The following is a 13,792-nucleotide window of genomic DNA, read 5'->3' as shown; positions in this document are numbered from 1 at the left end:
GCTGGGTTCAATGTTCCATGCCGAGGTAGGCGGCGCGCACCTTGGGGCTTTGCTGCACCTCTTCGGGGGTGCCCTCCATCAGCTTGGTGCCAAACTCCATCACCACGATGTGGTCGGTCACATCCATCACCAGGTCCATGTCGTGCTCCACCAGCAAAATGCTCATGCCCTCGCTGCGCAATTGCCGCAGCACATTGACCAGCGCCTGCTTTTCCTTGTGGCGCAAACCTGCAGCGGGCTCGTCAAGCAGCAGCAAGGCCGGGTCACTGCACAGGGCGCGGGCAATTTCCAGCAAACGCTGCGGGCCCATGGCCAGGTTGCCGGCCTGTTCATGCAGAGAGTGGCCCATGCCAATACGCTCGAGTTGGCGTGCCGCTTCGCGCAGCAGGCTTTGCTCCTCGGCCCGATCCAGGCGCAGCATCGACGACAAGGCGTTTTTGTGGCCGCGCAGTTGTGCGCCCAGTGCCACGTTCTCCAACACCGTCATCTCGGGAATCATCTTGACGTGTTGAAAAGTGCGGCTCATGCCGCGCGCCGCAATCTCGCGCGAGGACAGGCCACTGATGGTCTGCCCGCGGAACTTGACCTCACCCGCGCTCAGGCCCAGCACACCGGTGATCAGGTTGAAGGTGGTGGACTTGCCTGCGCCATTGGGGCCAATCAGCCCGACGATCTGGCCCGCCTGGATGGAAAAACCAATGTCTTTCACCGCCACCAGGCCACCAAACTGTTTGCGGATGTCCTTGACTTCAAGCACCAGATCGCCTGGTGCGGGTTTGCTGCGCTCAGGCAGCGGGGCCGCGTTGTGCCAGTCTTGCACCCGAGCCGGCTTGGGCAAAAAGCGACCAACCAGCGACCAAACCCCATCGGGCAGGTACTTCAACACCAGCACCAGCACGATGCCAAACACAATCACCTCGTAGCTGCCGCTGGTGCCCAGCAGTTTGGGTAAAAGAACCTGCAACTCGTCTTCCAGCAGCTTGGTCATCACCGCACCACTGATGGCACCCCAAACATAACCGGCGCCACCGAGCACCGTCATGAACAGGTACTCAATGCCCATCTTCAGGCCAAAGGGAGATGGGTTGACCGAACGCTGAAAGTGGGCAAACAACCAGCCCGACAGACTGGCAAACAGCGCCGCTATCAAAAAGATACCAACCTTGTGGCGCAGGGTATGGACCCCCATGGCCTCGGCCATCAAAGTGCTGGCACGCATCGCTTTGATGGCGCGCCCGGTGCGGGAGTCCATCAGGTTCAGCAACGCAAACGCCCCAAACAGCACCAAACCCCAGGCCAACACAAAAAAGCTGCGCCCCTGGCTGATGTCCCAACCCCACAAGGTGATCGCGGGCAGGCCCAAAATGCCGTCGTACTTGCCCAAGGCATCCAGGTTACCCATCAGGTAATACAGCGACAAGCCCCAGGCTATTGTTGCTAAAGGCAGGTAGTGGCCCGACATACGCAACGTGACCCAGCCCACCAGCAACGCGCTGATGCCAGTGATGAGTAAACCGGCCCATAGCGTGAGCCAGGGCGACCAACCCATGTTGACGGTCAGATAGGCGCTGGTGTAAGCCCCGATGCCGACAAACGCGGCCTGGCCAAACGAGGTGAGCCCACCAATGCCGGTGAGCAACACTAGGCCCAGAACCACCAGGCTGTAAAGCGCGATGTAGTTGAGCTGGGTGATCCAGAACTCGGGCACTGGTGACACGGCGTACAGCAGCATGCCAACTACGACCAGCACACGCTGAAGGTTGGCGTTGTGCGCCAAGTGCTGAAGTTGTGTGGTGAGCTGCATCTCAATGCTCCTCTGAGTGGCCGTCAGCGACCGAGCGCCAGAGCAGAATGGGCAACACCAGGGTGAACACAATCACCTCCTTGAAGGCGCTGGCCCAGAACGAACCAAACGACTCGGCCAAGCCCACAAACAGCGCACCCAGCGCCGCCAGCGGGTAGCTGTGCAGGCCACCCATCACCGCCGCCACAAAACCTTTGAGGCCGATCAGAAAACCGGAGTCGTAAAACACCGTGGTGGTCGGGCCAATCAACAGGCCTGACAACGCACCAATCAGCGCCGCCATGGCCAAGCTGGCTTGACCCGCACCATGGGTGGAGATGCCCATCAGCCGGGCGCCCAGGCGGTTCACCGCCGTGGCCTGCAACGCCTTGCCGTACAACGTGCGGCTGAAGAACTGGTACAGCAACACGATCAGGGCCAGTGAGGTCAGCATGATGATGATCGCCTGCCCACTGATGACCAACGGCCCGAGGTTCAGGCGGGTGTCCCAGAACGAGGGGTTGCGAAAACCTTCGGCGCCAAAAAACAGCAGGCCCAGACCCGTCAAGGCAAAGTGCACACCCACCGACACAATCAGCAACACCAGCGCGCTGGCATCGGCCAGCGACTGGTAGGCCAGCCGGTAGACCAGCGGGCCAAAGGCGGTGACGATCGCCACCGTCAGCAAGGCCTGCACCAGCAAGGGCAACTGCAACGGTGCCGCCCAGATCGCCAGACCAGACACCACGACCGGCGCGGCCAGCGTGACCAGCGCCGCTTTGGCGGCACGTTTGAAATCCCCACTGTGCTGCCAGCTCAGGCGGGCATCGAGCAGCGCGGCCAACGCCGCCATGATCAGCAGCAGCCAGACCGTGCCCGGCACTTTGCCGGTTTGAAAGATCGCCAGGGTGAGTGCGCCATAGGCGACAAACTCACCCTGGGGAATGAAGATGACTCGCGTCACCGAAAACACAAGCACTGTGGCCAAACCCAGCAAGGCATACACCGCGCCGTTGGTGAAACCATCGAGCATCAAAATGCTGGCTATTGAAAAGTCCATGACGACCTAGAAAAAATGAAAAGAGAGCCCGGCACCACCCGGCTGGAAAAGCCTCCAGCCCTGCGAGCTGGAGGGCAACGGCTTATTCAACCTTCCAGTCACCGTTGACCACCTTGAGCATCACACCGGTCTCGTTGGTGTAACCCCAGTGGTCATCTTTGGTCCAATTCAACACGCCTTGGGAGATCACCGTGCGCCCCATCGTCTCCAGGGCGTCGCGCAAGGCAGTGCGAAACTCTTTGGTGCCAGGTTTGGCTTTTTTGAGGGCCACCGGAATGGCTTTTTCCAGCACCATCTGCGCATCAAAACCATGGGCGGCAAACTGGTTGCGTGAGCCCGGGCCATAGGCTTTTTCATACTGCTGGACAAAGTCGACGGCCGGTTTTTTGGAGGGGTGGCTGTCGGGCAGCTGTTCGGCAATCACCGCCGGACCAGACACCACATAGGCGCCTTCCACCGCTTTGCCACCGACACGCATCAGGTCGCGCGAAGCGGCCGCATGGGTCTGGTAAATCTTGCCCTTGTAGCCCCGGTCCACCACCGCCATCTGGGGCATGGCGGCACCACTGCCCGAGGCCACGATCAACATCGCATCCGGGTTGGCGGCGGTCAATTTCAAGGCCTGCGCCATTACACTGGCATCGGATCGGGCAAAACGCTCGGTGGCCACCACCTTGATGCCGTTTTTGTCAGCCTCGGCCGTGAAATCCTTGAGCCAGCTCTCACCGTAGGCATCGGTGTAACCCAGAAAGCCCACGGTTTTGACCCCTTGTTTTTTCATCAGGCTGACCAAGGCATGGGCCATGACGTTGTTGGACTGCGGCAGCCGAAAGGTCCAGCCGTCTTTGCCAGGCGGCAACACAGCGGGTGAAAACGCCAGCTGCACCGTGTCGGCCTCAGCCGCCACGGCCGCCATCGGTATCGCCACCGGTGTGGCGGCAGAGCCCATGATGAGGTCGGCCTTGTCCTCGGTCACAAAACGTTTGGCGTTTTTGACACCGTTGGTGGGGTCGGAAGCATCGTCCAGAACAATGAGTTTGACTTTTTCACCCGCGATGCTGCTGGGCCACAGCTTGAGCTGGTTGCCAAGCGGAATGCCCAGGCCGGAGGCCGGACCGGTCAAAGGCAGGCTAACACCAATGGTGATGTCGGCCAGGGCGGCGCTGCTGAGCAGGGTGGCGGTCGCGGTGGTGATGAGGGTTTTGATCAGTTTCATGGGTTTGTCTCCAAAGGGTCTGTTGTCAAGCTGAGGAAGGAAAGGCTGTTTTTATTGTGCTGACGGGGGTTAACGGGGTGCCAGGCGCAGTGCGCCATCCAGGCGGATCACTTCGCCATTGAGATGGCCATTGGTCACGATGTGGGTGGCCAGCTGGGCAAACTCCAGCGGTTTACCCAAACGCGCCGGAAAAGGAATGCTGGCGGCCAGCGACTGTTGCACCGCTTCAGGCAAGGTGGCCATGAGCGGCGTGGCAAACAGACCCGGGGCAATGGTGCAGACCCGGATGCCGTGCTGGGCCAGGTCACGCGCCAGCGGCAGCGTCATGCCGACCACACCACTCTTGGACGCGCTATAGGCCTCCTGGCCAACTTGGCCGTCAAAAGCGGCCACGGAGGCGGTCAGCACCATCACACCGCGCTCACCGTCTTCTTGCGGCGCCAGCTTGGCACAGGCCGCGGCAAACAGGCGCGCCACGTTGTAGCTGCCCACCAGGTTGACGTTAACCACCCGCACAAAGTCTTCCAGTGGCGCGGCTGTGCCGTCTTTGGCAATGATGCGTTTGGCGGTGCCGATGCCGGCAATGCTCATCAGGATCCGGGCCGGACCCTGCGCCGCTGTGGCCTGGTCCAGCGCCGCCTGCAGGCTCTCGGTGTGGGTGATGTCGCACTGGCAGGCGATGGCGCGTCCGTCGCCGTAACGGGTATTGATGGTGGTGGCGACCTGTTGGGCAGCGGCCAGATTCACATCAAGCACAGCCACCCGGGCGCCCAGGCGGGCCAGCTCATGTGCGGTGGCTTCCCCGAGGCCGGAGCCGCCGCCCGTGACGAGTGCAGCCTGTCCTTCAATCTTCATGCGGGTTTCCTTGGTTGAAATGCTTTATTTTTCATAGCTATAAGCGCTTGATTGATAAGGGCTAGAGGCATTTTTCATTGCTAATTGCTGGTCAACACTTGTTGCTGGTTCCTGTGCTTGCTTTGGACTGGCTGAGGTTTCAGGATGGTGGGCAGGCTGTCGTCATGCAATTGCGCCACAGTCTGGGCGCGGTGGGTCAGGACTGCCCGCTGGTTGATCGAGCCTTTGTCGGTGACCTCGCTGCTCTCAATGGTGGGTGGCTCGGCCAGCAGGCACAAACGGGCGATGTGGCTGGAACTGCCGGTAGCGCTTTTGGCCAGGTCATCCACCACGCGCTGGAAATGTGCCAGCACCGGTGCGCTGCCCAACACCTCGGCCATCGGTGCGTTGTTTGCCAGACCACTGAGTTCCCGCACTTTCTGGGTTGGAAACACCATGGCACCCACCTCTTTGAGGTTGATGCCGGTGAGCACCACGTCCTGGATGTAGGGCGCACCGGCCGCGATGATCTTGGCCCGCAGCGGCCCGACACTGACAAAAGTGCCGGTGGCGAGCTTGAAGTCTTCGGCAATGCGGCCATCAAACTTCAGCCCCTGGTGCACATCGGTCTCGTCAATCCACTTGACCGCATCGCCCGAGCAGAAGTAGCCTTCTTCGTCAAAGTGCTCGGCGGTCTCGAACGGTGCACGCCAGTAGCCCGGCGAGATGTTGGGCCCGCGGTAACGCACCTCGGTTTTGTCACCCACATCCACCAGTTTGAGTTCCACCCCGGGGGCTGGCACTCCCAGGTCCCCCGCCTTGATGTGGGGGTTGGTGACAAAAATGGCAAACGGGCCGGACTCGGTCATGCCCAAGCCGGTGGTCATGACAATGCGCTCACCAATTTCCCGTTCTTGCGCCTCAAACAATGCATCCCAGATCGGTTGTGCCAGCGAGGCCCCAGCGTAGAAAAACATCTGGACGCGCGACAGCAGGGTTTTGCGCAACTGGGCATCGGTCTTCATGGCGTTGGCAATCGCCTCAAAACCGGTGGGCACATTGAAATACACCGTGGGTGAAATCTCACGCAGGTTGCGCAGAGTTTCCGCCATCAGCGCGGGCGTGGGTTTGCCGTCGTCAATATAGAGCGTGCCGCCGTGGTAGAGCACCATACCGAAATTGTGGTTGCCACCAAAGGTGTGGTTCCAGGGCAGCCAGTCCACCAGCACCAAGGGATCTTGGGCCAACACCGGCATGGACTGCGCCATCTGCTGCTGGTTGGCGCACCACATGCGGTGGGTGTTGATCACCGCCTTGGGCAGTTTGGTGGAGCCGCTGGTAAACAGAAACTTGGCGATGGTGTCGGGCCCGGTGGCTGACATGGCGGCATCCACCTGGTCGGTCACCGGTGTGGCCAGCAACTCGGCAAAGGTGGTGCTGCTGCGCCCCTCGATCTGGCCACGGGTCAAGACCACCTCCCGATTGGGATCCACTTCAGCCAAGATCGCTTTGCCAAACTGCATGGCATCGGCGGCAAACACCAAGCCCGGGGTCACCGTGCGCAGCACGTGGTGCAGCTTGCCAAAGTCCGAGCCAATGAGTGAGTAGGCTGGCGAGGTAGGCACAAAAGGAACACCCGCCACCAGACAACCCAGCGACAACAAGGCATGTTCCAGGTCGTTGCCCGACAGGATCAGCACCGGGTGTTTGTCACTCAGATGGCGGTTGATCAGCGCCTGGGCAATGCTGCGTGCCGCCGTCCAGGCCTGTGAATAGGTCACATGCTGCCAGTCACCGGTTTGGCCATCCGCCAGCCTGGTACGGCGCGCCAGGAACGTGCGGTCTGGTGCCACCTGCGCCCAGTGTTGGAGGCGGTCCGTCATGCGTGCAGGGTAGCCTTGCAGCGGCTGTTCGGCACGCAGATAACGCACACCCGGCACGCCGTCACGCAAGACAACACGGGTCACTCCAAACGTCAGGGGACGGTATTTTGCTGGGGTCATGTGGGGTCTCGCTCGGGTCTCGTTTTTTTGTTTTTTGAGGTCAGCGGCTGCGGGCTCAGGCCTTCTGCACTTTGGCGGCCCGCCCTTCCAGAAAGGCTCGCACCCGGTCTTTGGCCTCGGGGGCGCTCTGGGCAATGGCAGCCATCATGGCTTCGGTCATGAAGCCCTGGTCAGCGGGCTGATCGGCAATCCGCGGCAACACATGGGTCAACGCGTAGTTGGTCATGGGGGCGTTGCTGGCAATGCGCAGCGCCAACTCCAGCGCTTTGTCAAAGGCGGTGCCGGTGGGCACCAGATACTGCGCCAGGCCGATACGCTCGCCGTCCTGTGCGTTGTAGACACGCCCCGTCAACATCATGTCGGTCATACGCGCCGTGCCAATCAAGCGCGGAATACGCACCGCACCACCACCGCCGACAAAAATGCCGCGTGAACCTTCGGGCAGCGCATAAAACGTGGTCTCGTCGGCCACACGGATATGGCAGGCACTGGCCAGCTCCAGACCACCGCCCACCACCGCACCGTGCAAAGCGGCCACCACCGGCACCGGGCCATACTGCACATGCTCCAGCGCGGCATGCCACATGCGGGAATGGAACACGCCCTGGGCCGCATCACGTTCCTGCAATTCACTCAAATCCAGGCCCGCGCAGAAGTGTTCACCTTCGCCATCGATGACGGCAGCGCGCACACTCTTGGGCAGCTTCTCGAACAGATCGCGAATCGCCAGAATCAGGCCGTCGTTGATCGCGTTGCGTTTTTTAGGCCGTGTCAGGCGGATCACGGCGACCTCGGAAGTGTCGCCGTACAGTTCAAGTTGGATGTCTTTTTTGGTCATGGTCAGGACTTTCGATGGCTGGATTATGGTTATTAAATATAATTACAATCAAGTGCCTTTTCGGCCATTTTTCTAAGTGTTTCCCCTAGTTAGACAACATTTCAGGAGACTTTCATGGACTACAAAAACCTGGTTGCCATCGACATCCACACCCATGCCGAGGTGAGTTGCTGGAACCCGTTTGACAACTATGGAGAGGAATACGACCGCGCCGCCGACAAGTACTTTCGCAACAGCCGTCGGCCCACCATTGCGGAGACGATTGCCTACTATCGGGAGCGAAAAATTGGCCTGGTGATGTTCACCGTGGACGCCGAGTCGCAGATGGGCCGCAGGCGGGTGCCCAACGAAGAAGTAGCCGAGGCTGCCAAAGCCAACTCGGACATGATGATGGCCTTTGCCAGCATCGACCCACACAAGGGCAAGATGGGCGCACGCGAAGCGCGCAAGCTGATTGAGGAGTACGGCATCAAGGGCTTCAAGTTCCACCCGACGGTGCAGGGTTACCACCCCTACGACAAGATGGCCTGGCCGATCTACGAGGTGATTGCCGAACACAAGATGCCCGCCATCTTCCACACCGGCCACAGTGGCATTGGCAGCGGCATGCGCTGCGGCGGTGGCCTGCGCCTGGCCTACAGCAACCCGATGCACCTGGACGATGTGGCGGTGGATTTCCCCGACATGCAAATCGTCATGGCGCACCCGAGTTTTCCGTGGCAAGACGAGGCGCTGAGTGTGGCCACGCACAAGCCCAATGTCTGGATTGACCTCTCGGGCTGGAGCCCCAAGTATTTTCCGAAGCAGCTGGTGCAATACGCCAACACCCTGCTCAAAGATCGCATCCTGTTTGGCAGCGACTACCCACTGATCACACCTGAGCGTTGGATGAAAGACTTTGAAGACGCAGGCTTCAAACCCGAAGTGATGCCCGGGATTTTGAAAGACAACGCGGTGCGTTTGCTGGGCCTGGCCTGAGCGTATTCACCAGGACCAGACGCTGGGGTTGGTTTACTGACCCAGCGCCAGCTTCAGGCGGCCAATGCCTTCCTCGATCTTGGCCACATCTGCGGTAGCAAACGAGAGGCGCAGCGTGGCCACATCGGGGTCATGCGCGTAAAACGGCGCGCCGGGCACAAAAGCCACCAGCTGCTCGATGGCGCGTTTGGCAAAGTCGGCGGCGTTGGCTGATTTGCCGTGGGCACCTGTCAGGCGCGCCCAGAAGAACATGCCACCCTGAGGCGCGTTGAAGTCAATCGCATCCCCCAGGTCACGCTTCAAACACTGCGCCATGACGCGGGCGCGCTCGGCATAGGTTTTACGCACCACGGCCAGCGTGTCATTCAGGCGATCCATCGTCAGGTACTGGGCGCAAATGGCCTGGGTCAGGTTGCTGGTGTGGGCGTCGCTGAACTGTTTGCACATCACCGCCCTGGCCAGCAGCTCGGGCGGTGCAATCAGCCAGCCCACACGCAGGCCAGGGCTCAAAATCTTGCTGAAACTGCCGCAATGCGCGAGCCAATCGCGGCTGCCGGGCACCTGGTTGCTGAGCGCCAGCAGACTTGGTGGTGGCGCCGCATCAAAGTACAGCTCGCCGTAGGGGTCGTCTTCCACCACCAGCGTCTGGGTGCGCACTGCAATCTCCAGAATGCGTTTGCGCCGTTCCAGGCTCAGGGTGGCGCCGCTCGGGTTGCCAAAGGTCGGGATCAGGTAAACCAGTTTCGGCTGGTGTTCTTCGATCAGGGCTTCGAGTTTGTCGACATCCACACCGTTGGCATCAATCGGTGCACCAATCACCTGGGCGCCATAGAGACGGAAGCACTGGATGGTGGCCAAAAAGGTAGGCGCCTCCACAATCACCTTGTCGCCCGGGGAAATCATGCATTTGCCAAGCAGGTCGAGTGCCTGCTGGCTGCCGGTGGTGACAACCAGCCCCTCAGGCGCCACCGTGGCGCCCTTGCCCGCCATAAAACCAGCAATGCCCTCGCGCAGCGGGCCGTAGCCTTCGGTCGCGCCATATTGCAGCACCGGGCCGGGGTGGTTGGCCAACACCGCGGCGCTGGCCTGGGCAATGCCTTCAGCGTCAAACAAAGCCGGGTCGGGGAAACCACCGGCAAAACTGATGATGCCGGGTTTGCCCAGCAGCTTGAAGAGTTCACGGATGGCGGAGGTTTCAACGTTCTGGAGGCGGTCGGCAAATTGCATAGCGCAAAACTTTCAGGAAATAGATGTCAATAAGTGATTCTGTGGCCGTGGCCGCCGCAGCTTGCGCCACTTGGCAACCCGTAATTGGGGTAAATTGTGACCGATATGCAAGCCACCGCTCACAGGAACACCGATGCACAGTCTTGATGCTTTTTTTGCCGCGGTCAGGCTGCCCTCGATGCCCGAAGTGGCACATGGACTGATTCAGACGCTTAATGACGACAACACCAGTCTGCACGAGGTGCACGACCTCATCAGCCGCGACCCGGCCTTGAGCGCACGCCTGCTGCGGCTGGCCAACAGCGCCCAGTTCGGTCTGCAGCGTGGTGTGTATTCCATCGACGAGGCGATACAGATGGTGGGGCTAGCACAAGTGCGCACGCTGGCCCTGAGCGCCTGCATGAGCGATGCTTTCGAGCCACTACCAGGGCTGGATCTTCCTGCCTTCTGGCGTCACAGCATGGCTTGCGCCGCCTACGCGCAATGGCTGACAGCCCCACTGGAGATGGATGGCCAGCAGGCTTGGTTGACCGGCATGATGCTGCGCCTGGGCGAGTTGCTGATTGGCCAGGCCAACCCGCAGGCGCTGGCCGAGATCGAACGCCTACCCCATCCGCCCGGTGCCCGCTGGGAACGCGAAAAGCGTTTGATTGGTTTCTCCGAAGGACAAATCACCGCCGAGCTGGCGCGCCGCTGGAACTTTCCGATGCAAATCGTCCAAGCCTTGGAACGCGCCTACGACCCGCTGGTGGAACAGGCTTATTCGCGCCTAGGCGCAGTCGTGAACCTGGCCGGGCTGCTGGCTGACACGCCGGATGCTGACGAACTGGCAGTAGATGCGCTGCCGAATGACGTGATCAACACCCTGGGCCTGGAGGTGCGCTGGATGAAAGCCACCTTCCCCGCGCCCGATACCTTTTTGCAGTTGCATTAAGCCCATGAAGCCCGCTCAAATTCAGACCTTTTTTGCCACCCTGGCCGCCGCCAACCCGCAGCCTCAGACCGAGCTGGAATTTGCCAGCGTGTTTGAGCTGCTGGCCGCCGTGCTGTTGTCGGCCCAGGCCACCGATGTCAGTGTCAACAAAGCCACGCGTAGCCTGTTTTTGGTGGCCAACACACCGAAGAAGATGCTTGACCTAGGCTTGGAGGGGCTGGAGGGCTACATCAAGACCATCGGCCTGTACCACAGCAAGGCCAAACACCTGCTGCAAACCTGCCAAATGCTGATTGACCAGCACGGCGGCCAAGTGCCGCGCACGCGTGAGGCACTTGAAGCCCTGCCCGGCGTGGGCCGCAAAACCGCCAATGTGGTGCTCAACGTGGCCTTTGGTGAACCCACCATGGCCGTGGACACGCACATCTTTCGTGTCAGCAACCGCACCGGCCTGGCGCCGGGCAAAACACCGCTGGCGGTGGAACAAGCGTTGCTCAAACGCATTCCCCAGGCTTTCCTGGTCGATGCCCACCACTGGCTGATCCTGCACGGGCGTTATGTCTGCCAGGCGCGTAAACCGCGCTGCTGGCAGTGTGCGGTGGCGCCCTGCTGCGACTTCAGCCCCAAAACCCAAAGCGGATAAACACCATGACTGCGTCTGACCGCACACCCTTTGCCGACCTCAACAGCTTGACCAAATCGGTGGTTTGGCCGGTGATGCCCGAGGTGGGCCAGGCACTGATCCAGACCCTGAACAACGAGCAGGCCGACACCTTTGTGATCTGCCGCATCATCAAAAAAGACCCCACCCTGACCGCCAACCTGCTGCGCATGGCCAACAGCGCACTGTTTGGCCTGTCGGGCCAGGTCGATACCCTGGAGCGTGCCGTCAAGGTGGTGGGTTTGGCCAAGGTGCGGGCCCGCGCGCTGTCACTGTGTATGGCGCAAACCAGCCCGTTTCCGCCGGGCCTGGACCGCCTGGCCTTCTGGCGTTACAGCCTGCGTTGCGCCGGCTACGCGCAGTGGCTGGCCGAGCTGTGTGAGGTGGACGACCAGGAGGCCTGGCTGTGCGGCATGCTGCTGCGCCTGGGAGATCTGAGTGTGGTGCAGGCCCGCCCGGATCTGCTGCAGGGACTGGACACCCCTGGCATGACCAGCGCCGAACGCTGGCAGCTCCAGCGTCGTCTGGTCGGTTTTGACGAAGGTGAAGTGACCGCCGAACTGGCACAACACTGGGATCTGCCGCAGGCCCTGGTGCGCGGCCTGCGCCACTGTGCGCAGCCGCTCGCAGCGCCTGAGTTGTCGCGGTTGGCCGCCGTGCTGCATCTGGCGGCGCGGCTGGCCGACAACGACTCGGTGACTTGCCAGAGTGCGGCAGAACTGCCCAGCCTGCTGCTGCAGACCCTGGCACTGGACAGCATCACTCTGTTGGCCACCCAGCCCGATGCCGGCGCGGTGGCGGATGTGTCGATGTTTTTGTAGTTGAGCTGATCGACTTCAGGGCGCGCCAGGGGCAAGACTGTCCGACGGCGACAGGGACAACACCACACTCTGGCCAAAACCCGGCGCGACCTTCGGCCAGTCCTGTGCCCGGTTTACACGCTGCACCCCTTGCGCCAGCAAGCTGGCCACCCGGATCACGCCCGCATGGGTGACCCAGACCGGCGCTTGATTTGCCAGCAAAACCTCTTGCCAGGCGCTGCTCACACGCGCCATGACATCGGCCAGACTCTCCATGCCACCAAAACGGTGTTGCCAGAAGTCAGCTGTCCAGGCCTCATAGGCTGCCACCGGAATGTCGGCCCAGGGCTGGCCTTCATAACAACCAAAATTGATCTCGGCCAACCGGGCATCCGTGATACATGTCACATCCGGCCTGAGCCCTTTGATCGTCTGGGCTAGTAGCTCGCATCTTTGTAGCGGCGAAACCCATAACTGAGCACCCGGCGGCAAACCCGACGCCAGGGTCTGCGCCGCCTGCTGGGTGGCGGCCAGATCCGCTGGCACATCCAGCGCGCCGTAACACACCCCGGGCGCCACCAACGGCTGGGCGTGGCGCAGCAATAGCAAGTTCACAAACTCACCGCCAGCCCGAGGTAAAACGCCAGTTCACACACCTGCTGGGTGGCACCCAGACAGTCGCCGGTGAAACCTTGCAGGCGACGCCAGAACCAGCGTGTCATCAGCCCCCAAGCCACCAGGGAGGCCAGCAGCCCGTTGGCAAAAGCCAGCAGCAGGCTGTCTGTCTCCAGGTCAATCGCTATGAAGTCAGTAGCTATTTGCCCATATGTAGTAAGGGCCAAGGCCATAAAACACCATAAAAGCCCAATCACCAGCGCACCCGGGCTGATCTGATCGGCCAGCGGCTTGGACTTGGAGGTGGCGGTATTGCCCACATGTGGGAGCAGCCGGATGGTCAGCAGCGGCCAGGTGCGCGACACCACATGTGCCACAAACAGCGCCACCACCATCAGCGGGCCACTGACGTCGCCCAGCAGGCCCAGCAGCGTCACCTTGGAGAGCAACGCCAGCACCACGGTGATGGCCCCAAAAGCGCCCACGCGCGAGTCTTTCATGATGTCCAGCGCGCGTTGCCGGTCAAGGCTGCCACCCAGGCCGTCGGCCACATCGGCCAGGCCGTCCTCATGGAAGGCGCCGGTGATGAACACCGAGAGCACCGTGCCCAGCGCCGCCGCCACCAGCGGTGCCGAGCCGGTGGCGGGCAAGGCCATCAGCAACCCGGCGGTCGCTGCGGCCACCAGCCCGCCCACCAGCACCCCCACACCGGGAAAATGCCCGGCACTGGCCCGCAGCATGGCCGGGCTGTAACCCACCCAGTCCGACAAACGCCCGGTGATTGGTATACGGGTAAAGAACTGCAGGCTCAGCAGGTAGTGGCGAATGAATTGGGTCATGGCA

Annotated in this window: 13 protein-coding genes; 4 read left to right on the top strand and 9 right to left on the bottom strand. The window is 61.3% G+C overall.

Annotated features, from left to right (window positions below):
• Positions 1-7 precede the first annotated feature (7 nt).
• The 6 genes from KKO72_RS04965 to KKO72_RS04940 form a co-directional block, all read right to left on the bottom strand.
• On the bottom strand, positions 8-1,804 hold the full coding sequence (locus tag KKO72_RS04965) for an ATP-binding cassette domain-containing protein (protein WP_214936031.1): 1,797 nt from the start codon (positions 1,802-1,804) through the stop codon (positions 8-10).
• 1 nt (position 1,805) lies between these two features.
• A complete protein-coding gene (locus KKO72_RS04960) occupies positions 1,806-2,843 on the bottom strand; it encodes a branched-chain amino acid ABC transporter permease (RefSeq protein WP_214936029.1) in 1,038 nt (345 codons plus the stop codon).
• 82 nt (positions 2,844-2,925) lie between these two features.
• Entirely contained in the window at positions 2,926-4,059 is a 1,134-nt protein-coding gene (locus KKO72_RS04955; RefSeq protein WP_214936027.1) for an ABC transporter substrate-binding protein, read from the bottom strand.
• Between the two features lie 69 nt (positions 4,060-4,128).
• Positions 4,129-4,914, bottom strand: coding sequence for an SDR family NAD(P)-dependent oxidoreductase (locus KKO72_RS04950; protein WP_214936025.1), 786 nt, complete (start codon positions 4,912-4,914; stop codon positions 4,129-4,131).
• Between the two features lie 80 nt (positions 4,915-4,994).
• The gene (locus tag KKO72_RS04945; RefSeq protein ID WP_214936023.1) at positions 4,995-6,896 is read right to left on the bottom strand and encodes a feruloyl-CoA synthase; all 1,902 of its coding nucleotides are present in this window, start codon (positions 6,894-6,896) and stop codon (positions 4,995-4,997) included.
• Between the two features lie 55 nt (positions 6,897-6,951).
• Positions 6,952-7,734, bottom strand: coding sequence for a crotonase/enoyl-CoA hydratase family protein (locus KKO72_RS04940; RefSeq protein ID WP_214936021.1), 783 nt, complete (start codon positions 7,732-7,734; stop codon positions 6,952-6,954).
• Between the two features lie 114 nt (positions 7,735-7,848).
• Between KKO72_RS04940 and KKO72_RS04935 the strand changes: the two genes are divergently transcribed.
• Positions 7,849-8,712, top strand: a complete 864-nt coding sequence (locus KKO72_RS04935) for an amidohydrolase family protein (RefSeq protein ID WP_180127933.1) — start codon at positions 7,849-7,851, stop codon at positions 8,710-8,712.
• A 33-nt stretch (positions 8,713-8,745) separates the two neighbouring features.
• Here the strand turns inward: KKO72_RS04935 and KKO72_RS04930 are convergent, their stop codons facing one another.
• The gene (locus KKO72_RS04930; RefSeq protein WP_214936018.1) at positions 8,746-9,939 is read right to left on the bottom strand and encodes a PLP-dependent aminotransferase family protein; all 1,194 of its coding nucleotides are present in this window, start codon (positions 9,937-9,939) and stop codon (positions 8,746-8,748) included.
• 133 nt (positions 9,940-10,072) lie between these two features.
• On the opposite strand from KKO72_RS04930, the gene KKO72_RS04925 reads away from it, so the two are divergent.
• Genes KKO72_RS04925 through KKO72_RS04915 form a run of 3 tightly spaced genes read left to right on the top strand, consistent with a single transcriptional unit; the run spans position 10,073 to position 12,355 of the window.
• A complete protein-coding gene (locus KKO72_RS04925) occupies positions 10,073-10,873 on the top strand; it encodes an HDOD domain-containing protein (RefSeq protein WP_214936016.1) in 801 nt (266 codons plus the stop codon).
• 4 nt (positions 10,874-10,877) lie between these two features.
• Entirely contained in the window at positions 10,878-11,516 is a 639-nt protein-coding gene (nth, locus tag KKO72_RS04920) for an endonuclease III (RefSeq protein ID WP_214936014.1), read from the top strand.
• A 5-nt stretch (positions 11,517-11,521) separates the two neighbouring features.
• Positions 11,522-12,355: an HDOD domain-containing protein gene (locus KKO72_RS04915; protein ID WP_214936012.1), complete on the top strand. Its 834-nt coding sequence runs from the start codon at positions 11,522-11,524 to the stop codon at positions 12,353-12,355.
• Positions 12,356-12,370: 15 nt separating this feature from the next.
• On the opposite strand, the gene KKO72_RS04910 is transcribed toward KKO72_RS04915, so the two are convergent.
• Both KKO72_RS04910 and KKO72_RS04905 read right to left on the bottom strand, forming a co-directional pair.
• Complete coding sequence (locus tag KKO72_RS04910) at positions 12,371-12,949, bottom strand: histidine phosphatase family protein (RefSeq protein WP_214936010.1); 579 nt, start codon at positions 12,947-12,949, stop codon at positions 12,371-12,373.
• Complete coding sequence (locus tag KKO72_RS04905; RefSeq protein ID WP_214936008.1) at positions 12,946-13,788, bottom strand: adenosylcobinamide-GDP ribazoletransferase; 843 nt, start codon at positions 13,786-13,788, stop codon at positions 12,946-12,948. The genes KKO72_RS04910 and KKO72_RS04905 overlap by 4 nt, the downstream gene beginning before the upstream one ends.
• Positions 13,789-13,792: the final 4 nt, after the last annotated feature.

It is taken from the genome of Rhodoferax sp. U11-2br (assembly GCF_018619435.1).
Taxonomy (GTDB): Bacteria; Pseudomonadota; Gammaproteobacteria; order Burkholderiales; family Burkholderiaceae_C; genus Rhodoferax.
The sequence above is the reverse complement of the archived record's forward strand: the minus strand, read 5'-3'. Positions and strand labels throughout refer to the sequence as shown.